We start from the raw sequence: 24708 nt of genomic DNA on the forward strand, positions 1-24708 counted from the left end.
TAAATTGCGTTCTCAAATAATAAAGAAATCTAAGGAAAGTAACGTGGCAGCAATTAAAAATGATTCGGCAGTAACCCTACATTTTACGATTAAAATGAAGGATGGTTCAGTTGCCGATAGTACCGAAAATATGGGTAAACCCGCTAAGTTTGTTATGGGTGATGGTAGTCTAAGCGAAAACTTCGAAGCGTGTTTGCTTGGGCTTGAAGCGGGTACAGAAAAGTCTATTGAACTGAAAGCACAAGATGCGTTTGGTATGCCAAACCCTGATCATATTCACTATATGGATCGTGCTAAGTTTGTTGGCGATTCTGAAGTTGAAGTGGGTACTATCATGGCTTTCTCTGGTCCTGACGGTATGGAAATTCCAGGTATTATTACTGAGATCGCGGGTGATTCAGTGACGGTTGATTTTAATCACCCGTTAGCAGGCCAAGACGTTACGTTTGACGTCAATATCTTAGCGGTGGAATAACTATCTTAGCTGTTAATCACTATATTAACAGTAGAATAACATCGCCTTACAGCTGTGATGTCACCCAGAGCTTCACTGTCTAGGCGCTTCACTGTAGAATGCGAACCTCGCTGACGGCGAACTCTATAGAAACAACCTTAGTACCGCGGTAAATGATGAGCAATGAAATGAAAATAATGTTAGCTAACCCTCGTGGCTTTTGTGCCGGTGTCGACCGTGCGATCAGCATCGTAGAACGCGCACTGGAAATGTATCAGCCACCGATCTATGTTCGCCATGAAGTGGTACACAACCGCTTTGTTGTTGAGGGGCTCAAGCAGCGTGGTGCTATTTTTGTCGAAGAACTGAGTGAAGTGCCAGACGACAACATTGTGATCTTCTCTGCTCACGGTGTCTCTCAAGCGGTTCGTAAAGAAGCGAAAGAGCGTGAACTAACGGTATTTGATGCGACATGCCCATTGGTAACCAAAGTACATATGGAAGTTGCTCGTGCGAGCCGCAAACATATGGAAGTGGTACTGATTGGTCACGCAGGTCACCCTGAAGTGGAAGGCACTATGGGTCAGTACGCTAGCCAAACTGGTGGTATGTACTTGGTTGAAAGACCTGAGGACGTGCAAAACCTAGTGGTGAATGATCCGAGTAACCTGCACTACGTTAGCCAAACTACTCTATCAGTTGATGAAACAGCTGATGTGATTGAAGAGCTACGTCGAGTGTTCCCTGAGATTCAAGGCCCACGCAAAGACGACATCTGTTACGCAACTCAAAACCGTCAAGACGCAGTGCGTGAGATGGCGAATGACGTTGATGTAGTGATTGTTGTTGGTTCTAAGAACTCATCTAACTCGACTCGTCTAAAAGAGCTGGCTGAGAAGCTAGGCACGCCAGGCTACCTAACAGACTGTCCTGAAGACATTCAAACAGAGTGGGTTGAAGGTAAAAAGAAAATCGGTGTAACAGCCGGTGCTTCTGCTCCTGAAGAGCTAGTAAACCAAATCTTAGATCGTATTCGTGAGCTAGGTGCAACCGAAGTTGAAGAGATTCAAGGTCGTGAAGAGAACATGTTCTTCGAAGTACCGAAAGAGCTGCAGATTAAGCAAGTCGACTGATCTCTAGTTATTCATGACAAGATCGATTCGTAAACACTATCGATTTGTAAACAGTAGAAAGCCAACGTTGATACGTTGGCTTTTTTGATCGCGCTTTATGTCCCGTCCTAAAATATGTTTACTGAAGGCCGAGTTGCTCTTTTAAAGTCTTTAAGTAACGACGACTGACAGGCACTTCAAAGCCTGTCAGGGTAATGATCTCCGCTAATCCATTCTCTAGCAGTTTGATCTCTTGGATCGATTTTATGTTGATCAAATATTGTCGATGACAGCGGATCAGATCGGTTTTTTCTTCCAAGATCTTCAGCGTTAACTGTGAGGTCGCGGTTTGCGATGAGCTACGAACATGCACACCACTGATATCTGAATAAGCACATTCGACCGTTTGGCTCGCCATGATCACAATGCGGTTATGACCAATACACGGGATTTGCTCTAAGTGACAGGGAGCAATCGCTGAGATGTTCTGTTCTGGTGCTTTCTGATTTTGTTTGATGACCTTATTCAGGCGACAAACGCTCTTGTTTAATCGACAAGGTTCAACTGGCTTGAGTAGGTAATCAAAAGCATTGTCTTCAAATGCTTGAATCGCATATTGGTCGTAGGCAGTGACGAATACCACGTAAGGCATGGTGTCTGGATCAAGCATGCTTAACAGTTCAATCCCGGTAACCTGCGGCATTTGGATATCCAAATACACCACATCAGGCTTGAGTAGGTTGATTTGTTTTAGCCCTTCAATTGCGTTACTCGCTTGGCCAATGATTTCCACTTCTCCGGTTTCGGTCAGCAGCTCAATCAGCTCTTCGCGAGCAAAAAGCTCATCATCGACAACTAATGCCTTTAACATCCTACAATCTTCATCTTGATTCTATCCCTGCTTGATTCGCGCTTTTCTTTTAAATGTCTGCTTCTAAATTTTTCGAGTTGGAGCTATTCGTCTTCGAAAAAAACATTATTTTAGTATCGGTATGATAAAGCTCATTCGAGTAAATTGCTGTGGTTGAGATTCTATTTTTAGTGCTGAATCTTGTCCAAAGAAATTAGTGAGTCGTTTATCAACAATTTCCATGCCTAATCCAACATGATCTTGAGAAGGCTTCTGATAATTACCTGCGTTGTCTTCAACGGTTAACTTGAATCCACCCTCGAAAGCCTCGCTAGAAATCTTCACCTTACCACCTTCCAACATATTAGATATCCCATGCTTGATGGCGTTTTCTACCAGCGGTTGCAGGGTAAAGCTCGGCAATTGAGATTCATATAACTGCGGGTCGATATCCCATTCCACTTCTAGTCGATCAGTAAAGCGTGCTTTCTCTATAGTCAGGTAAGCGTTGACGTGTGCCAGTTCGTCTTTGAGCTTCACGGTGTTGATGTTCTGCTTTAGGTTGCTTCTAAAGAAGTGAGACAGGTGCTGAATCAATTCTCGAGCTTTATCTGGGTCACGACGAGTTACTGCGCTGATGGTGTTGAGCGCATTGAACAAGAAGTGCGGATTCACTTGAGCGTGCAGCAGTTTGATTTCTGCTTGGGTGAGCAGCGTTTGCTGTTGCTGATAGTTGCTAAATAGGATCTGGCTCGATAATAGCTGAGCGATACCTTCACCCATCGACATGTTGATGGTCGAGAATAGTTTCAATTTTGGCTCATAGAGTTTGATGGTACCGACCACTTCGTTACCCGCGCGGAGTGGAATAATCAGAGCCGAGCCCAATTTACAATCCTGCGACAAGGAGCATTGGTACGGGTTCTCTTTGCCATCAAGGTAGATTATGTCGTTCTGTTCCATCGAAGTGAGCGTGCTTTGTGATGAAATCGGAGTATTTGGAATATGGTGTTCATCACCAATGCCAACGAACGCGAGGATTTTTTCTCGGTCGGTAATCGCTACCGCCCCAACATTGGTTTCTTCGTAAACGATACGCACGATTTTTTGTGCATTATCGGAATTGAACCCGCCATGCAAAATACCTACCGAACGTTCGGCGATGGTTAATGCGCGGCGTGAGAAGGTAGCTGAGTATTTTTCGAAGATGGTTTTCCTGTCTTGGATGATGCTCATGAACAGCGCAGCACCGACTGAGTTAGCAATGATCATTGGCGCCGCAATATCGGAAACCAGAGCATAGGATTGCTCAAATGGTTTCGCGACAGCAAGCAGAATCAGCATCTGAATAATCTCTGCAAACAGGGTTATCGAGAAAACCACCATCGGATTAAACAACTGGCTGGCTTTGTTTTTTCTCACTAAGTAAACGTGTAATAGGCCGCCAATCAAGCCTTCTGCCGTAGTGGAGATAGCACAAGCTAGATCGGTGAATCCACCTAATGAGTAACGATGGATACCGCCAGTAAAACCGACCGCAAAGCCGACAACCGGACCACCAAACAGGCCACCCATGACCGCTCCCATCGCACGTGTGTTAGCAATGGCATCATTGATCTGCAATCCAAAATAGGTGCCCATAATACAGAACAGGGAAAACAGAACGTAGCAGCTTATTTTATGACTTAAGCGCGAAGAGATGCTCAACAAAGGGAGAATCAGTGGAGTCTTACTGAGCATGTAAGCAATCACTAAGTAGACACAGGTTTGTTGCAGCAGAGAGAGAATGAGTTCCATATTTTCACCTATTGAGACGCGTGTTAAGTGTAAAGCTCATTGCGTGGTAACGGTAGCTTTGCTTGCGTTTTCGTTGGTTATATTGCTTGGTTATTGCTTCAGAAAGCTGGAGTATCAAAATTGATGTACGAATGTTGATGTAACTAGGTTGAGATACAGTAAAGCCCATCACGGTGGATTAATGCCGTTCGGATAAGCATTACTGCTTGAACCTAAACGGATATTTGGCTGGAACAAAGAGGACTGAACGTGGAAACGTTCGGTCCTTTCTTTTATCTGGAAGAATGAAGTGACTCAGACTTTCTCTCATCCTTTTAAGTTTGACTGGTAGGGTTCCGTCTGGACTTAAAGCTAACCAACGTAACTGAGCATCTATAAGGTTAATTGCAGCAGTAAAGCTTACCCTAGTTGCTCGAACCCCGGCTTCTGAAGCTATCTTAACCATCTCTAATCGCACTAAGTTATAGGCGAGTAATACGCCCCAAAGCTCTTGCTTCACACCGGCAGAAAAACGACTTCGTAAAGTGACGTGGCTTTGCAGTTGAGTCTGTTTTATTTCACCATAACCCTCTTCAATCTCCCAGCGTTGCCAATAAATACGCAGCAAGCTTTCTAGCGAGTATTTACTAGGGTCTGTAAGTGAAGTAATAAAACCTTTTATCTCACCTTTTGGCTCTTGATATAAGACTAATCTGGCCTCCCAACGTGCGGGTAAATTTGGGTTCTGCCGTTGAGCTTGAGGAGAGATAGGCATTGAAATGAGCATATCGTTCTCAGCATATTTCTCCAACACTTCATAGCGTAGCTTACGTTTTGCAGGCATTAACCAGTGAGCATTTTCCGCACTCTCTTGCCACGACAACAAAAGGTCTGCCGAGAAATAACAACGATCAAATAAGGTCAATGAGTGTGCGGGGATATCATTGAATAGGCGCTTGGCTAGGGTCGTTTCACCGACATGACAACCATCAAAAGCTGCCCCCATAATCATTCGTGTTTCTGTTGACATCAAAGCGACTAAACGAAGTTGAGGGTAAGGTTTCAATTTTTTAGAGATGAACCCAAATTCTTCAGCGTTCTCTGTGGAATCTTGACACCTAAATGTTGTCCCATCGACAGCAAGAACATTAAGCCCTAAGTCTTTGTCTTGTTGAAGGATATCTTCGCGCCAAGCCTTTACCGTTGTGTGAAACAGAGCCGCTAACGGACTCTCATCTAGACGTCGGCGTGAATCAGTTAGGACACTGGGTGCAACACGAGACCAACTATCTTCAGGTTTAGGCTGAAGTGCGATGTCTAATGAACTGCATACCTCTTTGATAGACATGTTGCGTTGCAGTCCCATCCAAATAACTAACCAGACAGCTTGCTGAGCGGGAAGTCGGCGTCGTCTTATGCTCGCTTTATTGGTTTCAAGAAGAGCTTGTTCTATCCACTCAATCTGAATGGCGTCGACGACAGATTCATAATTGTCGGCATCTTCAATGGTCTCGTGTGCCATTGCTAATTCTTGTTCAAGCATAAAAAATCCCCATCAACATTGTTGATGAGGATTATCTTCTAACTGCAGGATCGTTCAAGTCTTCTTAAACGATCGGCATTAATCACGGTGGATGGGCTTTAGTCTTATTTTCCACGAATCACCGAGTGATTACGGGAGCAAGCGAAGTGTGTTTGGCTTGTTCTTTTGTCTTTCTATGAAGACTTGTCTCTTCTTAAAAGAGCTTTCAAGAACTAGGCGGTTTTAGTCACGCCCTTTGCTTCTTTCTCTTCTTGTTCATCAGCTAGGTCGATATCGCCTTTGCCTTTCGAAATTTTGATAACGTAAGCCGCAACACCGAATGCACTCACCACACCAATGATGGTTGAAAGCTGCATTGGTAGACCAAAACCTAGTTGGCTGTTGTTCAGGATGAATGTGATACATACAGACGTCATGAAGATAGCTGGAACCGTTGTTACCCAGTGCAGTTTGTTGTGACGAAGTAGGTAAGCTGAAGCTGTCCATAACATCATTACTGCCGTTGATTGGTTAGCAAAACCGAAGTAGCGCCAGATGATACCGAAATCTACTTGAGTCAGGATGCCACCAAGAACGAACAATGGTAGAGCCATTAGTAGGCGGTTACGCAGAGTTTTCTGTTCCATGTTGAAGTATTCAGCAAGGATAAGACGGCTTGAACGGAACGCAGTGTCACCAGAAGTGATAGGTAGGATAACCACGCCAAGGAAAGCAAGGATACCGCCAAATACACCCAGTAGGCCAAATGAAGCGCTGTATACCACGTTACCTGGGCCGCCGTTTGCAATCGCGTCAGACAAAGACTCAACTGAACCGAAGAATGATAGAGCAAGTGCACACCAGATTAGAGCGATGATGCCTTCACCAATCATTGCACCGTAGAATACGAAGCGACCGTTCTTCTCGTTTTCCATACAACGCGCCATCAAAGGGGACTGAGTTGCGTGGAAGCCAGAAATCGCACCACAAGCGATAGTGATGAATAGAGCTGGCCAAAGTGGTAGGTCATTCGGGTTCATGTTGGTGAACATGTCTTTGATCTCGAAGCCACCCATAATTTGGTGCTCGTCAGATAGACCAATCGCAGTGATTAGGCCAACAGACATAAAGATAAGCAGTGCACCGAACAGTGGGTAGAAGCGGCCAATGATTTTATCGACAGGGACAATCGTTGCGATGATGTAGTAAGCAAAGATGATAACAACCATAGTGCTTGTAGACATTACAAAATCAGTTTGGTCGTTTACTAGGTTGGTGATCATGCCTGCTGGAGCAGAAACGAATACCACACCAACAAGAAGCAGTAGAACAATGGCAAAGATGTTCATAAAGTGTTTTGCGCCATTGCCTAGGTAACGTCCAGTGATGGTTGGAACCGAAGCACCGCCATTACGGATAGATAACATACCTGAGAAGTAGTCGTGTACTGCTCCTGCGAAGATACAACCTAGTACAATCCAAAGCATTGCTGCTGGGCCGTAAAGGGCACCCATGATAGGGCCGAAGATTGGACCGACACCTGCAATGTTAAGCAGCTGAACTAGGTAAACCTTTGGGGTCGACATTGGAACGTAGTCCACGCCGTCTTGCTTGGTATGAGCAGGTGTTTGACGCTTTTCATTGATACCGAAAATTTTCTCGATAAAGGCACCGTAAATAAAGTAGCCACCAATGAGTGCTGCAACACAGGTAAGAAACCACATCATAATTTGTTATCCCTGAATGTATTAATTAAGTCAGGGTGTATATTAAATAAGTCGAAGAGAAGAAACTTCCGCTTCCTGAGTGAGTGGTCGAATAGCAAATTTAGTGGTGCTATGACTGATTGAATGGTTTGTTATTGGACGAAAGTGGCGAAGATTAGACAATGAGTGGACATCGACTGGTGTTCAGCGGAGAATCACAAACAAAGCAATGCTTCGTCAGGAAGTGGCTCTGTAAAAATAAAGGATTGAAATGAAAAAAATAATCGCACTATTCACTGTGGCATTTAGCCTTGCAGGATGCAGCGCTAATGTTCAAGATTTAGCCGCTGAAGGCAATTGGCAAGAGATCGGCTACCGTGATGGCATCAAAGGCCACACTCAGCGTTCGTATTCAGATATGACTGCGCTTGGTGCTGTTGATCAAGCGAGTTACACAGAAGGTTACCACCTAGGTGTGACTGAATATTGTAATCCGAACCATGCTTATCAGATTGGTTTGTCTGGTCAGGTGTATGAAGGCGTGTGTTCTGGTACGGAAGACGCTCAACGTTTCCGTATGGAATGGCAACGCGGCTGGGATGAGTTCTCAAACGACTATTAATCCGGTCTGCGGTTAATTATTGATTTCGTTAAATAAAAAACTCGTTAGCTAAAAAGCATCTAGCTAAATAAAAAACCAGTACCTCGTGTGTACTGGTTTTTTTTGTATAACGTCGAATCAAGAACGCTTAATCAATATGAGAGCCTACCTGTCGGTTTATTGATTATTCTCTACCGCTTTTCTTAGGAAGCCGTCTTGTTGATCAAGCTGAGCCTTGGCCGATTCTAAATCTAGCCCTGTTAGAATCATCAAAATAGATAACTTCACATCGTAATCGGTGGTTTTCAGCGTCGATACTGCCAGTGCTTTATCGCATTCTGTTGCTTGGATAACGATACGAGCAGCACGGGCAACCAACTTTTCATTGGTCGCTTTTACGTCGACCATCAGGTTTTGATAGCTTTTACCGATACGAATCATGCTGGCAGTCGTTAGCATATTAAGTACCAGTTTTTGTGCCGTACCTGACTTGAGTCGTGTTGATCCCGTTAAGGCTTCAGGGCCAACCACTGGGCTTATCGCGATTTGAGCAATTTCGGCAATTGGAGAGCCAGGATTACAAGACAGCGCAACCGTCACTGCGCCAAGTTGATTGGCATAGTTGAGTGCACCAATGACGTAAGGTGTACGGCCACTGGCTGCAATGCCTACCACGACATCATTTTCTGTAAATTGAATCGCTTTTAGGTCTTCAATACCGAGAGTCAGCGAATCTTCCGCTCCCTCTTTGGCTTTTAAAATCGCTTCTGGTCCGCCAGCAATTAAGCCGATAACCATTTTGTCTGAAACACCGAAAGTCGGAGGGCACTCTGAGGCATCTAAAACACCTAGTCGGCCACTTGTGCCAGCGCCCATATAGATCAGTCGGCCACCGTTTTGAAAGGCGTGAGCGATCTTATCAACCGCTTTCGCGATCTGTGGTAATTCGGCTTCGATCGCCAGTGGGACTTGTTTGTCTTGTTGGTTAATCTTTTCAACCACTTCGAGAGAGGTGAGTAGATCAATATCCATAGTGTCAGGGTTTCTCCCCTCCGAAACGAGGTGCGAGAGCGCTGATATGAGAGCGTCGTTACTCATAATGATCCTTAAATGGTGATTCTAAAATGATGGTTCTAAAGTTGTTTAGTCAGCACGATAGAGAACGCCTAGAGAGGCAGCTCTGCTCGCGCCAGTCACTTCCGGTAAATTGCTTGGCAGTTGATGAACATGACGTTGAGCAAGCCACGCAAAGGCCATGGCTTCCATGTAATCGGCGTCAACGCCTTTACTGGTCGTCGACTCAACCTCCCAGCTAGGAAGCAGTTCAGACAGTCTCTTCATCAGCAATGGATTTCTCGTACCACCGCCACACACATACACTGCAGCTTGGTTACCCAAACGATAAGTCTCCACTTCATTGGCTATCGTTAATGCGGTGTATTCACAAAGCGTGCGCTGAACATCTTCTGCTGCAAGGCCTTTAAATTCTGTTAATTGTTGCTCTAGCCACGGTAGATTAAACAGCTCTCTGCCGGTGCTTTTCGGTGGTATTTGAGATAGATAAGATTCGTTCAACAGCTGTTCGAGTAAGGCTTGATTGAGTTGGCCTTTGAGCGCGAACAGTGCATCACGGTCAAATTTCTCGCCCGTGTGTTTATCTACCCAGGCGTCCATCAACATATTGCCCGGGCCAGTATCATAACCAAGCGTTGGCTGATTCGGGCGCAGCACTGAAATATTAGAGATACCACCAATATTCAACACTACTACCGAGCTGTCTTGCGGGTGGAAAATCGTATGGTGGAAGGCAGGGACTAATGGCGCACCTTGTCCGCCTAATGCCATGTCTTTACGCCTGAAATCGGCAACCGTTTGAATCTGTGTTTTAGCGGCAATGATATTGGCGTCACCCAACTGCATAGTAAATGGTGAATCACCGGTTGGCTGGTGGAATACTGTTTGGCCATGGTTACCAATCGCAGTCACGGATGATGCAGGCATATCTGACTTGTTGAGAAGTTGTAGAACCGCATCAGCAAATAGATGACCAAGCTGGTGGTCGAGTTCGCCAATGGCAATCAAATCCGTTTTCTGACCAATACAAACTTCAAGCAGACGGGCTTTGATATCCTTTGGCATAGGGAACTCATCATGAGCGAGTAATGTGATACCAGTGTCTTCTATCGAAACTAAGGCCGTATCAACTCCGTCCATACTCGTTCCCGACATCACACCGATATACAGTTCTTTATGATCCATTCTTAAGCTCTTGCCCTGCATTCTTAAAGTCTTCCACAGATTGTTTTAAAAACATTGTAAAGCAAATTTAAAGAGAATAATCTCGGGAAGTTTATGAAATTAGGTTTAATAAGGAATAAATATGGGACCGTTATGGGTTGATGTTGCAGGCTACGAACTGACAGCTGAAGACAGAGAAATTTTAGAGCACCCAACCGTTGGTGGTCTCATCTTATTTGCTCGAAACTACCACGATAGCAAGCAGTTATCGGCGTTAAACAAAGAGATCCGCAAAGTTGCAAAACGTCCTATTTTAATCGGTGTCGACCAAGAAGGTGGTCGAGTTCAGCGTTTTCGCGACGGTTTTTCAATTATCCCGGCAGCTCAGGAATTTGCGACCAAGAATAATGGCGAACAATTAGCAGAACAAGCGGGTTGGTTGATGGCGGCAGAGTTGATTGCTCATGATATCGATCTGAGCTTTGCGCCTGTTTTAGACAAAGGCCACGACTGTAAAGCGATTGGTAGCCGAGCGTTTGGTGAAAATATTGATACCATCGTTCGCCACAGCAGTGCTTTTATTAAGGGCATGAAATCGGTTGGCATGGCGACAACTGGAAAGCACTTTCCCGGACATGGCGGTGTGATTGCTGATTCACACCTTGAAACACCTTATGACCCAAGAGACGACATCTTTGAAACCGACATGGCGATCTTCAAGGCGCAAATTGAAGCGGGAATTTTGGATGCGATGATGCCAGCACACGTGGTTTTCTCTCATTATGATGATCAGCCAGCAAGCGGCTCTCAGTATTGGTTGCAGAAAGTATTAAGACAGCAACTTGGGTTTAAAGGCTTGGTGTTCTCTGACGATTTAACCATGGAAGGCGCTGCGATTATGGGCGGTCCTGCCGACAGAGCAAAGGCTGCTTTGAATGCAGGGTGCGACATGGTGTTAATGTGTAATAAACGAGATGCACAAATAGAGGCTCTCGATCACTTAGCTACCCAAGAGGTTCCTTTAGCCAACTCATTGCTTAAAAAACACAGCTTTGATTTATCGACTATTCACTCAGACAGCCTATGGAAAGAGGCTTCAGAGCAAATTAAGCGAATGCTAAGCAATGAGTGATAAATAAACACATAATAATTTTAGATAGGGCGATATGACAAATATCGCCTTTTTTGTATGTGTAGAATGAGGTTTAGATCTATTTGATACCCAGGGCGAGCTAAAGTGACAGTGTAAATTAAGATTTACAGTAAATGTTTTTCAATGTTTACACTTGCAATCGTTTTTGTAGCTGTTATTGTGTTTTTAAAGATTGTTAGCCCAAATGGAAATGTTGGGTGTAAAAATAAATATACAGGTTGAGTTATGCAGAAAAGTGAATTAAGCAATGTCAATATCATCGACGAACAGGTACTGATTACTCCTGAGGAGTTAAAAGCAAAACTGCCTTTGAGTGATAATGCTCGTCGTTTCATTCAAGAGTCTCGTCAAACTATCGCAAACATCATTCATAAGAAAGATCATCGCATGCTTGTTGTATGTGGCCCATGCTCTATCCATGATATTGAAGCTGCTAAAGAGTACGCGAAACGTCTAAAAGCACTTTCTGAAGAACTGAGCGATCAACTGTATATTGTAATGCGTGTTTACTTTGAAAAGCCTCGTACTACTGTTGGTTGGAAAGGTTTGATTAATGACCCTCATCTAGATGGTACGTTCGATATTGAGCATGGTCTGCATGTTGGTCGTGAGCTATTGGTTGAACTTGCTGAGATGGAAATTCCACTCGCAACAGAAGCACTAGACCCAATCAGCCCACAATACCTGGCTGACACCTTCAGCTGGGCAGCAATCGGCGCTCGTACGACTGAGTCGCAAACTCACCGTGAGATGGCAAGTGGCCTTTCAATGCCAATCGGCTTCAAAAACGGTACCGATGGCAACCTAGGCACAGCTATTAATGCGATGCAGGCTGCTTCTTCTAGCCACCGCTTCATGGGTATTAGCCGCGAAGGTCAAGTTGCGTTACTTACGACTCAAGGTAACCCAAATGGTCACGTTATTTTACGTGGCGGTAAGCAAACGAACTACGATTCAGTATCAGTACACGAATGTGAACAAGAGCTTGGCAAGTCAGGCCTAGAAGCGGCACTGATGGTTGACTGTAGCCACGCGAACTCTCGCAAAGATTTCCGCCGCCAACCTCTAGTTGCAGAAGATGTGATTCACCAAATTCGTGAAGGCAACAAGTCGATTATCGGCCTTATGATTGAAAGCCATATTAACGAAGGAAACCAATCTTCTGATATACCTCTCAATGAGATGAAATACGGCGTATCTATTACCGACGCGTGTATCAATTGGGAGTCAACTGAGGCACTATTGAAACATGCACATACGGAATTAGTCCCGTTCTTAGAGAACCGCTTGAAAGGTTAGTCAGAGTTTTAAATTTAAGTGCCTCATTTAATGGGGCATTTTAAGATCTGTTACTAGCGAAATCAGCGTTAGTACGGGCTTATAGATTAGTAAGGAATAAAATGGCCGTTGAACTGAACGAATTACGCGACCAAATCGATGCTGTCGATAAACAAATGCTGGATTTACTTGCTCAGCGATTGGCTCTAGTAGAGAAAGTCGGTGAAGTAAAAAGTGAACATGGTTTACCTATTTATGTGCCGGAGCGCGAAGCGGCAATGTTGGCATCTCGTCGTCAAGAAGCCGAAAAGATAGGGGTTCCACCACAGCTAATCGAAGATATTTTGCGTCGTACTATGCGTGAGTCTTATGCCAGTGAAAAAGATTCTGGTTTTAAGTGTCTTAACCCAGAGTTACGTTCAGTGGTTATCGTTGGTGGTAATGGTCAACTTGGCGGTCTGTTCGGCCGTATGTTTAAGCTTTCTGGTTACGAAGTGAAAATCCTTGGCAGCCAAGATTGGGATAGAGCCGATGAGCTCTTAGATAACGCAGGGCTTGTGGTTGTTACTGTTCCAATTCACCTAACAGAAGGTGTGATTGCGAAGCTAGGTAACCTACCAAGCGATTGTATTCTTTGTGATTTAACATCGATTAAGTCAAAACCGCTACAAGCAATGATGAACATGCACCAAGGCCCGGTAGTTGGTTTACACCCAATGTTTGGCCCTGATGTACCAAGCCTAGCGAAACAAGTGATTGTTTACAGTGATGGACGTGGTTCTGAAAACTACCAATGGCTACTGAATCAATTTGGTATCTGGGGTGCGAGCCTATGTCAGATGGATGCTGCTGAGCACGACCACGGTATGACTTTGATTCAAGCACTGCGCCACTTCACCTCGTTTGCTTACGGTTTGCACCTAAGTAAAGAGAATCCAAACATTGACCAGCTTCTTAAGCTAAGCTCGCCAATCTACCGACTTGAGATTGCGATGGTTGGTCGTCTATTTGCTCAAGACCCGAACTTGTACGGTGATATCATTCTTTCTTCGGATGAGAACATTGAGATGATTAGACGTTTCCATAGTCGTTTCGGTGAAGCATTAGAAATCTTGGATGGGAAAGATAAAGCCAAGTTTGTTGATAGCTTTAATCAAGTCAGTGATTGGTTTGGTGATTACTCGCAGCAGTTTTTGCAAGAGAGCCAAAACCTTTTAAAACAAGCACATGACTCGATTCATCGTGGTTAATGCGATTTGAAATCATAAAAAGAGCGACCGATGGTCGCTCTTTTTGTTTGTGCTTAACGCTATGAAAGCATTTGGCCTACAGTAGTCTAAAAGCATTTAGATCATCATAGGCCAAACCAATTGGTCCTAATAACTAATGATTAATAACTAGTTAGTCGTGATGGGCTTTTTGCTCTCTTCACTCGATACCGTGTCGATGGTTGAACTGATATAAGGCACGTTAGTTAGGTTGATCTGCAAGCGAACCACATTATCAATCAGTTGAACCAGAGGGCCCCACTTAACCTTTTTCTCTTTCTCGAACACGTAGTTGAAGTTTTCCGGTGTCCAATCCATCAAGTACTGAGGATTTAGTGATCGACCAAGGAAGCGTACTTCATAATGCAGGTGTGGCCCGGTTGAGTTACCTGAGTTACCACAATTCGCAATAACGTCGCCTTTACTGACGAATTGACCGCTGCGTACTTTGAATTTTTGTAGGTGCGCGTAAGAACTCATGAAGCCGAATGAGTGACGCATGGTTAGGAAGTTACCAAAACCTTTGTTACTCGGACGAACGGTTTCAATAACACCATCTGCAGGTGCTAGGATCTCTTCACCTCGCTTACACGTTAAATCGATACCGGTATGGTTATGGCGTTTACCTGAAATAGGGTTAGTGCGACGACCATAAGACGAAGAGATTCGTTGATAAGTCATTGGGCTGTCGTTTGGAATCAAACGGAACATTGTCGCTCTTACTGCTGAATCGACTGCAGCAGCATCAATGCGATCTTCTAAAGAGACATCGTCTGTAAGCAGTTCTTCATCTGCAAGGCCAAGCACGGATTCAACATCGAAAACACGCTTACCAAGTAATTGAATCGCGCCTTCTTTCTCAGTCAATGTTTGTGACAGCGAGTGGTTTGTTTCTACCTGTTCAGCGTAAAGAAACTCAGTTTGCTCTTTTTCAACAATCAGCGTTTCGATCAACTGCTGTGCATCACCAGCTTGTGATGCCAGCTCTTGCTGACTTTCAAAGTGCATGTAGGTTGCTCCGCCGATCAAGGCTGGAACAGAGAAAAGAGCAGTGGTGCATAAGAGCACGGCTTTTCGGCCGAAGTAAAATGTTTGTTCCCCTTGGCTTGAGGGAATCGTAATGGCAATTTTTTTAGACATGGTTCTGTATTAAGTAAATGCTTCTAATAGAAAAAAGGGTCATGGAGATATTATTCGTCACCTAAATCGGTAAGGTGCTCAATCTCTCTATAAAGCAGTTCATCGTCGCCAACGTTAAGTTCTATAAGACGCTTAAGGTGGCTGATACTATCAATATCTAAATGCTCTATGCGTAAACGCATTGAGGTATTGATGGTAGAGACTATCGTTGCTTCTAACTGAATGTTGATATCGCTGTTTGCGAGCGTAAAGCTGACTTGAACAGGAATATCATGGCTGAGTTGCTGAAATCCATCGCACTGAATGAGTAAACCATGAAGAGATAAGTCTTGTACCGAGCCGGACACATTTACTGGTCCTTGTGATAATTCAGTTGGTACTTGATAAACAACTCGTGAAAATTGACGTCTTTCAATCATAATTTATCTCTCTATATCGATGCGTAACGTGTAAGCCAGATATATCAAAGGCCGCTATTATTGCGGCCTTTGTTCAAAATGCAAGCGAATTTACTTAGCGATACGCTTGTACTTGATACGGTGCGGTTCTGCTGCCTGTGCGCCCAGAGTTTTCTTCAGCCACTCAGTGTACTCAGTATAGTTACCTTCGTAGAAGTTAACTTGACCTTCATCACGGTAGTCTAAGATATGGGTCGCAATACGGTCAAGGAACCAACGGTCATGCGAGATAACCATCGCACAGCCAGGGAACTCAAGCAGTGCTTCTTCAAGTGCACGTAGAGTTTCAACGTCAAGGTCATTGGTCGGTTCATCGAGTAACAATACGTTACCGCCCGCTTTTAGCAGTTTAGCTAGGTGAACACGGTTGCGTTCACCACCAGAAAGCTGACCGATGATTTTCTGTTGGTCGTTGCCTTTGAAGTTGAAGCGAGAGCAGTATGCACGAGCAGGGATTTCGAAGTTGTTGATCTTAATGATATCAGCGCCTTCAGAGATCTCTTGGAATACTGTTTTGGTGTCATCCATGCTGTCACGGAACTGATCAACAGAAGCAAGCTTAACGGTTTCGCCAAGTTCAACTGTGCCAGAGTCTGGCTGTTCTGCGCCGCTTAGCATCTTGAATAGTGTTGATTTACCTGCACCATTGGCACCAACGATACCAACGATAGCGCCTTTAGGCATGCTGAACGATAGGTCGTCGATAAGAACACGATCACCAAATGACTTAGTTAGGTTCTTAACTTCAAGTACCTTGTCACCTAAACGTTCACCTGGTGGGATGAATAGTTCGTTGGTTTCGTTACGCTTCTGGTATTGGCCAGTCGTCATTTCTTCAAAACGAGCCATACGAGCTTTAGATTTAGCCTGACGTCCTTTAGGGTTTTGACGAACCCATTCAAGTTCTTTCTCGATTGTCTTTTGACGTGCGCTTTCGCCTGCTTTTTCTTGCTTAAGACGCTCGTCTTTTTGCTCTAGCCAAGACGTGTAGTTACCTTCCCATGGGATACCTTCACCACGGTCAAGTTCTAGAATCCAGCCAGCAGCGTTGTCTAGGAAGTAACGGTCGTGGGTAATTGCCACAACTGTACCGCTGTAATCAACAAGGAAGTGCTCAAGCCAAGCCACTGATTCTGCATCCAAGTGGTTGGTTGGTTCATCAAGAAGCAGCATGTCTGGCTTCTCTAGAAGTAGACGACAGATCGCAACACGACGACGTTCACCACCTGATAGGAATTCGATTTTCGCATCCCACTCAGGAAGACGAAGTGCATCAGCAGCACGCTCTAGAGCTGTCTCTAGGTTGTGGCCGTCTTTCGCTTGGATAAGTGCTTCAAGCTCGCCTTGCTCTTTAGCAAGAGCATCGAAATCTGCATCTGGTTCAGCGTAAGCTGCGTAAACCGCATCGATACGCTTCAGTGCATCTGCAACATCAGAAACCGCTTCTTCTACGATTTCACGAACCGTTTTTGATTCGTCTAGTACAGGTTCTTGCGGTAGGTAACCGACTTTAAGGCCTTGCTGTGCACGAGCTTCACCATCAATATCAGTATCAATACCAGCCATGATACGTAGTAGGGTAGATTTACCTGAACCATTTAGACCCAAAACACCGATTTTAGCGCCAGGAAAAAAGCTAAGAGAAATGTCTTTAAGAATTTGACGCTTAGGTGGAACAGTTTTGCTCACCCGAGACATGGTATATACGTATTCAGCCATTGCCGATCGATCCTAATTATTGTTCAAAATTGTCTGCTATTTTATACCAATATCCCTAAAGATGTTACTCCTAGGTCAGAAAAGCCATTCTTGAACCAATCCTTACCTATTATTGTCACATTGGTCATTAAAACTATATTTAATGAGCTTCTGAGGCGAAGTGTTAAATATTAATAATATTTACACTCAAACTCTTTACATTTGATGTGATGTCGGGCGTAAATAGACTTCACGTATTCATACACGCACTAAGGAAAGAGCGAATGTTTTTCCGCATTGGTAATACGAAAATTGCTGTGGCTGCATCAGCAATTTTGTCTTCATTTTCACTGGCTCCGATGGCTATGGCTAGCAACGCCTCCGAGCTTGAAATGCAGCGTGATGTTTATGATAAAGCGCAAGAGGTTTTAGACAACCGAGATCTAAAAGCTTACTCGGCGCTACGTAATAAAATTCAAACATACCCTTTAACTCCATACACAGATTATCGCGCCTTTCTAATTGGTTTAGGTGATCGCACTCCTGCTGAGGTCGATGCTTTTATTGAAAAGAACAAGGCACTGCCATTTTCTAATCGAATGCGCGCGCCTTATTTGGATTCATTAGCTTCTCAAAAGCAGTGGCAAACGATCCTTGAATTTCAAACCAAAGAGCCAGTTGGTGAAAAATACCAATGTATCTATTATCGAGCACATTACGAGCAAGGTAATCAAGAACTCGCGTTTAAAGGGGCGAAACAGCTTTGGTTGAGTGGCAGTGGTGTTGATGATGCCTGTGACCCTCTGTTTAAAAGCTGGGATCAAGCTGGTTTAAGAACGGATGAACTCATCCTAGATAGAATGTTATTGGCGTTTGAAGGCCGTAACGGCAAGCTGATGAGTTATCTGATCAAGCAATTGGATCATGATGAATCAATTGCTCAAGCTAAGCAGATGAAGGCGTTGTACAACAAGCCTGAAAACGTACTCGCGTTTGCTAAGAAACACCCTGCGAATGAATTCTATCAAGCTCAAACCGAGTTTGGTTTCGAGAAGTTGGCAAGGAAGTCATCAAGCAGTGCACAAGAGGTGTTTGATGATGTCATCAAAGCTCAGAAATTTTCGAAAGAGAAATCTCAAGAACTTGCTGATTATTTGACGTTCCGTTTGATTAACACCGATTCTGAAGAGTTGATGGCGTGGCGAGACAAAATGCTCGCGAGTTCATCAAAGCAAGTTCTGCTGGAACGACGCGCTCGTTTAGCGATTCAACATGCCGATTGGACGGGGCTGAAAGAGTGGATAGCGCGCTTGGATGACAAACATCAGGCTTCACTCCGTTGGCAATATTGGCAGGGCAGAGCTGAAATCGCGACGGGCGATACTGACAAAGGCAATAAGCGACTATCAGATATCTTGGGTCAGCGTAATTTCTACAGTGTGGCTGCAGCTAAACAGTTAGATGAGCCGGTTCAATACCCAACGTCGACACTTAAATACAATGCTGAAATAGTGAAGCCATTCGATACCTCTTTGGTGCGTATTAGCGAGTTGATTGACCGAGATAAAATTGCGGCAGCAAAGAGTGAATGGCGTTGGTTGTTAACCAATGCTGATAAAAATCAGAAATCAATGCTTGCCGCTCATGCTGCGACACAACGATGGAATCACTTTACCGTAACAGCGAGCATCTCGGCGAAGATGTGGGATAACATAGCCTTACGCTTCCCTGTTGCTCATAAATGGTGGTTCAACTTCTATGCCGAGAAGCACGATATCGATCCTATCACCTTGATATCTTTAGCAAGACAAGAGAGTGCGATGGATTCAGAGGCTCGCTCTCCAGTTGGCGCTCGTGGCATAATGCAAATTATGCCAAAGACGGCGCAATACACGGCGAACAAACATAAGATTAAGTATCAGGGTAGCGATGATCTTTATGATGTCGGCAAGAACATTGAGATTGGTAGCCACTATTTAGATGGTTTGCTTGCTCAATATGACAACAACCGTATTTTTGCTTTTGCCGCTTATAACGCAGGGCCTAGCAGAGTAAAACAGTGGCGTTCACGCAGTGATGAAAAGCTCGATGCCTTTGCATTTATCGAAATGATCCCATTCAAAGAGACTCGCGGTTACGTTCAGAATATCTTGATGTTTGAGACCTACTATCGAGATATCTTGGGTGAGAAAGGGACGTTTTTAGCGCCCTATGAGGCAAAAGCGAAATACTAAGCCTTCGGCATTTGATCCGAAACTAAGTGAGAATAAAGGCTGTGAGTGCGAACCATTTCCACTTACGGCCTTTTTAAATTGGATCGCATCAAGTGTTTCGGTATAAAGTGTTAAACGCTTTCAATCGTTAAGCGACTCTTTAAAGTCAGAATTTAAAAGTAAGTGTAGAGATATGGCATCACAACCTGAATATGATAATTGGCAACAACTGATGGACTTGGTAAAGACGGCTGTCGAAAAAGATCAGCACGAGCTGTTGTTGACCATGATGATGACACCAGACGAGCGAGATGCTCTGGTTGCTCGAATTAATATCTTCTGTGAGCTAATGAAAGGCGATATGTCTCAACGACAGGTGAGTCAAATGCTGGGAGTAGGTGTCGCGACGATAACCAGAGGCTCAAATGAGCTAAAGGCCAAATCTGAACAAGAGAAAGCCGTGATCGCCGACCTATTGCTAAAGTAATAACGGAATTCAGCTATCCTTGGATAGTGAGAATACGAATTCGAAAAAACGCTAACTGAATGTTTAATGCCGTTCGGATAAGCATTACTGCTTGAACCTAAACGGATATTTGGCTGGAACAAAGAGGACTGAACGTGGAAACGTTCGGTCCTTTCTTTTATCCGGAAGAATGAAGTGACTCAGACTTTCTCTCATCCTTTTAAGTTTGACTGGTAGGGTTCCGTCTGGGCTTAAAGCTAGCCAACGTAATTGCGCATCAATAAGGTTAATTGCGGCGGTAAAACTTACCCTAGTTGCTCGAACCCCGGCTTCTGAAGCTATCTTAACCATCTCTAATCGCACTAAGTTATAGGCAAGTAATACGCCCCAAAGCTCTTGCTTCACTCCGGCAGAAAAACGACTTCGTAAAGTGACGTGACTTTGCAGTTGAGTCTGTTTAATTTCACCATAACCTTCTTCTATCTCCCAGCGTTGCCAATAAATACGCAGCAGGCTTTCTAGCGAGTATCTACTAGGGTCTGTAAGTGAAGTAATAAAACCTTTTATCTCACCTTTTGGCTCTTGATATAGGACTAATCTGGCTTCCCAACGTGCGGGTAAATTCGGATTCTGCCGTTGAGCTTGAGGAGAGATAGGCATTGAGATGAGCATGTCGTTCTCAGCATATTTCTCCAACACTTCATAGCGTAGCTTACGTTTTGCAGGCATTAACCAGTGAGCATTTTCCGCACTCTCTTGCCACGACAACAAAAGGTCTGCCGAGAAATAACAACGATCAAATAAGGTCAATGAGTGTGCGGGGATATCATTGAATAGGCGCTTGGCTAGGGTCGTTTCACCGACATGACAACCATCAAAAGCTGCCCCCATAATCATTCGTGTTTCTGTTGACATCAAAGCGACTAAACGAAGTTGAGGGTAAGGTTTCAATTTTTTAGAGATGAACCCAAATTCTTCAGCGTTCTCTGTGGAATCTTGACACCTAAATGTTGTCCCATCGACAGCAAGAACATTAAGCCCTAAGTCTTTGTCTTGTTGAAGGATATCTTCGCGCCAAGCCTTTACCGTTGTGTGAAACAGAGCCGCTAACGGACTCTCATCTAGACGTCGGCGTGAATCAGTTAGGACACTGGGTGCAACACGAGACCAACTATCTTCAGGTTTAGGCTGAAGTGCGATGTCTAATGAACTGCATACCTCTTTGATAGACATGTTGCGTTGCAGTCCCATCCAAATAACTAACCAGACAGCTTGCTGAGCGGGAAGTCGGCGTCGTCTTATGCTCGCTTTATTGGTTTCAAGAAGAGCTTGTTCTATCCACTCAATCTGAATGGCGTCGACGACAGATTCATAATTGTCGGCATCTTCAATGGTCTCGTGTGCCATTGCTAATTCTTGTTCAAGCATAAAAAAAATCCCCATCAACGTTGTTGATGGGGATTATCTGCTAACTGCAAGATCGTTCAAGTCTTCTTAAACGATCGGCATTAAACTGAATGTTAGCGTTTTTTATTTCTGAAGATTGTTCTCTGAACCTTTCTAAGTTTAACGAAGCACTAAATAGGAAAGTGTTCAGGATTCACAAATGGAATCAGCGCTAAGATTAATGCTTGGTGATAGACCGAACTGCGTGACAGTTGGTTATGCGTCAGTAGGCTAATCGCGCCACCTTTCTGCTTGATATTATCGGTACCAAACACTTCGTCCATTACATCCCCTAACTCGTTTGCATGCTCTAACTTTTCAAGCACAGCTGGTGGCAGCATCAGGCTTGCTGAACGAGACTCTCCACGTTGACCATTTGCTTCGATCACCATCCAAGCAAAAGTGACGTTTGTTTCTATTCCCGCTTCTAGACCAACATAGAAGTCGGCATCAGGCTGAGCTTGAGTTGCGTGTTGAACACGATTCACGGCGCCCTGATAGGTTTCATCATTGCTCATCGGTTGATCGGCGACACCACTAGGGACGCTGATGCCTTTGAAATCAAATTCAGTATCAGGAAAAGCAGATAAGAACGCACTTTTAACGGCGTTAATTTTAGCTGGGTTCAGCGATGCGATGATTACAGATTTCATGTGTCGGATTCTTTTTGTTGTCGATTAGATTGAGTTTATGTTGTCGGTACCATTCACTCAACTCTTCTAGTGGCATAGGTTTACCAAAGTAATAGCCTTGCAGCATATCGCACTGTGCCTCCTGTAACCACTGGTGCATACCTTGAGTTTCAATCCCTTCGGCGGTGACTTTTTTCCCCTGAGCATGGCACAATCCGATGACCGGTTTTACGATGTTCTGGTTATTAGTCTCAATTAAGGTATCTAAAAACGCTTTATCCAATTTAATTTTCTGAGTCGGATACTGCACCAGTTGAGTGATCGAGGTGTAACCGGAACCAAAATCATCAATTGCCAGCCGATAACCCATGCATGACAGCTCATTCAGCAATGGAAAGCCTTCTGAATTTGAGTAAAAGGTTTCAGTGATTTCAAAATCGATCAGGCTTGGTGGGATTCGATTTAACTCCTCGTGTTCTTTAATGAAAACCGCAAGGTGAGTAGTTTCAATACCAGCCGAAGATAAGTTGATCGACAATTGAATTGAGTGATCAAATTGAGCCTGAAGTCGATGGAATGAAGCAAACGCATTCTGTATTACCCAGCGGTCGACATGTTCGAATAGCCCGGTTTGTTCGGCAATTGGGATGAACTCATCGGGTGGAACCAAACCAAGTTGCTTCGAATTCCAACGTAATAAAACCTCAACGCCAATTACATCAGTCCCGGTTGAATCCATATAGGGCATGTAAACGAGCCTGAATTCATCATCAAAATTCTTACCTCTAAGCGCCCGTTCAATGTCTGCTTGGCGTTGAATGGCTTTGTCTAAATCCCGTGAATAGTCAGCAAATTGGTTTTTACCTGCACGCTTGGCTTGGTACATCGCGGTATCTGCGTTCGACAGTAGCTTCTCGATTGAGTCACCATCATTAGGGTAGGTCGCAATACCAATACTGACCGTAATCGGAAAGCTTCCTGATTCGGTGACAAAGCCTTTTTGTAGGGGAGTGAGTAAATCATTCGAGAATCGATGCGCGACATTGCCTCGCTGGCTAGGAGCGTTAATGTAGACAACGAACTCGTCACCAGAAAGTCGGGCTGGCATGCAGTGAGCGTCGAACTCCGCTTTATAGTGGCGACAAATATCTGAAATACGCTGAGCAAAAGAGACCAGAATCGAGTCGCCGATTTGATGCCCGTATTTGTCATTCACAAACTTGAAGTTGTCCAAGTCAAAATAGAGAACCCAGGTTTCGGTATTGGAACTCGGTTTTGGCAACGATTGCTGAACGAAGGTTTGAAACTGATGCCTATTGGCTATTTGGGTTAACTGATCATTTTCGGCCAAGAGTTTGGTTTGTTGGTAAGTGTTGTCTAGTTCCTGGTACATGTCATAGAAGCGCTGTGATAGGCGGCCAAGTTCATCACGAGAGCCTAAGCGTTCAATGTTCTTTCGTTGTTTTTTTTCGACTTGCTGTAGCTGTCGATCGAGCCGTGTTATTGGACTAATCACGGTGCGAGACAGAAGCATGAGTAACAGAGCGACAGTCACAAACGCAGATAGTGCAAACGACAAACTCAGCTTGTTCCAAATCGAATCGAGCTTGTTTTCCAATAAGAACTGCGCAGGATCGACCGTGGCGTACAGTTCTGGTGCAAGCTTGACTGAGTGAGTAACATCATTTTCCAAAGAAACTGCTTTGGATGTGAAGAACAAACTGGTTTGGTAGTCGAACTCTATTTGCTTTCTCAGTGCATTAAACTTGTCGAGAGAGACAGATACAACAACAAAGAACACATCATCGAGTTGATTGCTTGGGGTTGGGAAAATCGCTTTTCTATCTACCTTGTCATAGTGAACCAACATCCCTTCGCCTTGGGAGTTTTGAATATAGTTAGTACTCGATGTTGCTAGGGTGTCTTGATAGTGCTGGTCAACGTACTCCAATATCTTACTGTCAATCTGAGTGCGTGAGTTGTTGGTATTATCCGCGTAATAACGCAGTTTTCGATCACCATTAAGAAGTGCTAAACCTGTATAGCTTTCATCGTCATCTTGCAGGAAATGTATGGCTTCTTGAAGGTTACTGACCAGTTCAAGATCGCGAGAAAGATTTTGAACAGTGAGAAAATAACGCTTCACCATATCACTCTGGGTCAAGGTGTAAGAGTAGCTATTGAGAAACGAACGAGATTGGCGAAAGTATCCGGCTAGTTTTTCCATGTTTAGCTGCAGTGCATTATCTTCGCGTTTGATGAAGCTGCTTTTTTGCGTCGAATAAATAATATAGCTAGAAGCCGCGGTACTGATCAGTATCACAGGGGCTATCAGTAGTAAGATTTTAGTACTTAGCTTCATAGTTAATGACAACACTATTTATAAATTAAGCGCATAATTTTATGTTACTTAATGCTTACTCGCTATTAATTACACGTAGTTCGATGATTTCCTGTGAAGGGGGTAAGGTTTTGTCTTTATTGATAAAAAAAGCCACTAATGAGTTTTTGTTAGAAAGGATCAAACAGTGGAGAGAGTAAGCGTGCAGAATGTGCGAAACAAGTGAGTTGTGTTTCAGGCATGCTAGGGTGAGTTTTCTTAGCGAGAGTAGTACTCGACTAGAGGGTGATTTAAGTATTTGGCCTACGGTAGACCAAATACTTATGTTAGCTAAAAGCTGATACTTGAGCTCTTAG

General features: G+C 44.1%; 20 protein-coding genes. 8 read left to right on the forward strand and 12 right to left on the reverse strand.

All coding sequences use genetic code 11. The annotated features are described in order from the left end of the window. Positions 1-43: 43 nt before the first annotated feature. Positions 44-475 carry an FKBP-type peptidyl-prolyl cis-trans isomerase gene (gene fkpB, locus ITG09_03150; protein ID UPR52663.1) on the forward strand — a complete coding sequence of 144 codons (432 nt, stop codon included), beginning with the start codon at positions 44-46 and terminating at the stop codon, positions 473-475. Positions 476-630: 155 nt separating this feature from the next. Then, entirely contained in the window at positions 631-1587 is a 957-nt protein-coding gene (gene ispH / locus ITG09_03155) for a 4-hydroxy-3-methylbut-2-enyl diphosphate reductase (GenBank protein ID UPR53576.1), read from the forward strand. Positions 1588-1705: 118 nt separating this feature from the next. On the opposite strand, the gene yehT is transcribed toward ispH, so the two are convergent. The 4 genes from yehT to ITG09_03175 form a co-directional block, all read right to left on the reverse strand. After that, the gene (yehT, locus tag ITG09_03160; protein UPR52664.1) at positions 1706-2437 is read right to left on the reverse strand and encodes a two-component system response regulator BtsR; all 732 of its coding nucleotides are present in this window, start codon (positions 2435-2437) and stop codon (positions 1706-1708) included. 105 nt (positions 2438-2542) lie between these two features. Further along, complete coding sequence (locus tag ITG09_03165; protein UPR52665.1) at positions 2543-4213, reverse strand: sensor histidine kinase; 1671 nt, start codon at positions 4211-4213, stop codon at positions 2543-2545. A 199-nt stretch (positions 4214-4412) separates the two neighbouring features. After that, positions 4413-5735, reverse strand: coding sequence for an IS4 family transposase (locus ITG09_03170; protein UPR52666.1), 1323 nt, complete (start codon positions 5733-5735; stop codon positions 4413-4415). 212 nt (positions 5736-5947) lie between these two features. Then, positions 5948-7441 carry a carbon starvation protein A gene (locus ITG09_03175; protein ID UPR52667.1) on the reverse strand — a complete coding sequence of 498 codons (1494 nt, stop codon included), beginning with the start codon at positions 7439-7441 and terminating at the stop codon, positions 5948-5950. A gap of 250 nt (positions 7442-7691) precedes the next feature. Between ITG09_03175 and ITG09_03180 the strand changes: the two genes are divergently transcribed. Continuing rightward, complete coding sequence (locus ITG09_03180) at positions 7692-8042, forward strand: DUF2799 domain-containing protein (protein UPR52668.1); 351 nt, start codon at positions 7692-7694, stop codon at positions 8040-8042. Positions 8043-8198: 156 nt separating this feature from the next. On the opposite strand, the gene murQ is transcribed toward ITG09_03180, so the two are convergent. Continuing rightward, entirely contained in the window at positions 8199-9119 is a 921-nt protein-coding gene (gene murQ, locus ITG09_03185; protein UPR52669.1) for an N-acetylmuramic acid 6-phosphate etherase, read from the reverse strand. A 45-nt stretch (positions 9120-9164) separates the two neighbouring features. Then, a complete protein-coding gene (locus ITG09_03190; protein UPR52670.1) occupies positions 9165-10280 on the reverse strand; it encodes an anhydro-N-acetylmuramic acid kinase in 1116 nt (371 codons plus the stop codon). A 121-nt stretch (positions 10281-10401) separates the two neighbouring features. On the opposite strand from ITG09_03190, the gene nagZ reads away from it, so the two are divergent. The 3 genes from nagZ to tyrA all read left to right on the forward strand — a co-directional run bounded on the left by nagZ (position 10402) and on the right by tyrA (position 13940). Beyond that, complete coding sequence (nagZ, locus tag ITG09_03195; GenBank protein ID UPR52671.1) at positions 10402-11391, forward strand: beta-N-acetylhexosaminidase; 990 nt, start codon at positions 10402-10404, stop codon at positions 11389-11391. Positions 11392-11637: 246 nt separating this feature from the next. Continuing rightward, positions 11638-12711 carry a 3-deoxy-7-phosphoheptulonate synthase gene (locus tag ITG09_03200; GenBank protein UPR52672.1) on the forward strand — a complete coding sequence of 358 codons (1074 nt, stop codon included), beginning with the start codon at positions 11638-11640 and terminating at the stop codon, positions 12709-12711. A 101-nt stretch (positions 12712-12812) separates the two neighbouring features. Then, positions 12813-13940, forward strand: a complete 1128-nt coding sequence (tyrA, locus tag ITG09_03205) for a bifunctional chorismate mutase/prephenate dehydrogenase (GenBank protein ID UPR52673.1) — start codon at positions 12813-12815, stop codon at positions 13938-13940. A 147-nt stretch (positions 13941-14087) separates the two neighbouring features. Here tyrA and ITG09_03210 read toward each other — a convergent pair whose 3' ends face one another. From ITG09_03210 to ettA, 3 genes are all read right to left on the reverse strand, one after another. Next, positions 14088-15098, reverse strand: coding sequence for a M23 family metallopeptidase (locus ITG09_03210; protein ID UPR52674.1), 1011 nt, complete (start codon positions 15096-15098; stop codon positions 14088-14090). 50 nt (positions 15099-15148) lie between these two features. Next, a complete protein-coding gene (locus ITG09_03215; protein ID UPR52675.1) occupies positions 15149-15517 on the reverse strand; it encodes a PilZ domain-containing protein in 369 nt (122 codons plus the stop codon). Positions 15518-15607: 90 nt separating this feature from the next. Continuing rightward, the gene (gene ettA / locus ITG09_03220; GenBank protein ID UPR52676.1) at positions 15608-17275 is read right to left on the reverse strand and encodes an energy-dependent translational throttle protein EttA; all 1668 of its coding nucleotides are present in this window, start codon (positions 17273-17275) and stop codon (positions 15608-15610) included. Positions 17276-17538: 263 nt separating this feature from the next. On the opposite strand from ettA, the gene ITG09_03225 reads away from it, so the two are divergent. Next, the gene (locus ITG09_03225; GenBank protein UPR52677.1) at positions 17539-19488 is read left to right on the forward strand and encodes a transglycosylase SLT domain-containing protein; all 1950 of its coding nucleotides are present in this window, start codon (positions 17539-17541) and stop codon (positions 19486-19488) included. Positions 19489-19660: 172 nt separating this feature from the next. After that, positions 19661-19954, forward strand: coding sequence for a trp operon repressor (gene trpR / locus ITG09_03230; protein UPR52678.1), 294 nt, complete (start codon positions 19661-19663; stop codon positions 19952-19954). A gap of 84 nt (positions 19955-20038) precedes the next feature. Here the strand turns inward: trpR and ITG09_03235 are convergent, their stop codons facing one another. From ITG09_03235 to ITG09_03245, 3 genes are all read right to left on the reverse strand, one after another. Beyond that, on the reverse strand, positions 20039-21361 hold the full coding sequence (locus tag ITG09_03235) for an IS4 family transposase (protein UPR52679.1): 1323 nt from the start codon (positions 21359-21361) through the stop codon (positions 20039-20041). Positions 21362-21510: 149 nt separating this feature from the next. Next, positions 21511-22032, reverse strand: coding sequence for an inosine/xanthosine triphosphatase (gene yjjX / locus ITG09_03240; GenBank protein UPR52680.1), 522 nt, complete (start codon positions 22030-22032; stop codon positions 21511-21513). After that, positions 21995-24373, reverse strand: a complete 2379-nt coding sequence (locus ITG09_03245; GenBank protein ID UPR52681.1) for an EAL domain-containing protein — start codon at positions 24371-24373, stop codon at positions 21995-21997. Before ITG09_03245 ends, yjjX begins: the two co-directional genes overlap by 38 nt. Between the last annotated feature and the right edge of the window lie 335 nt (positions 24374-24708).

This window comes from Vibrio cyclitrophicus (assembly GCA_023206055.1).
Lineage (GTDB): Bacteria > Pseudomonadota > Gammaproteobacteria > Enterobacterales > Vibrionaceae > Vibrio > Vibrio cyclitrophicus_A.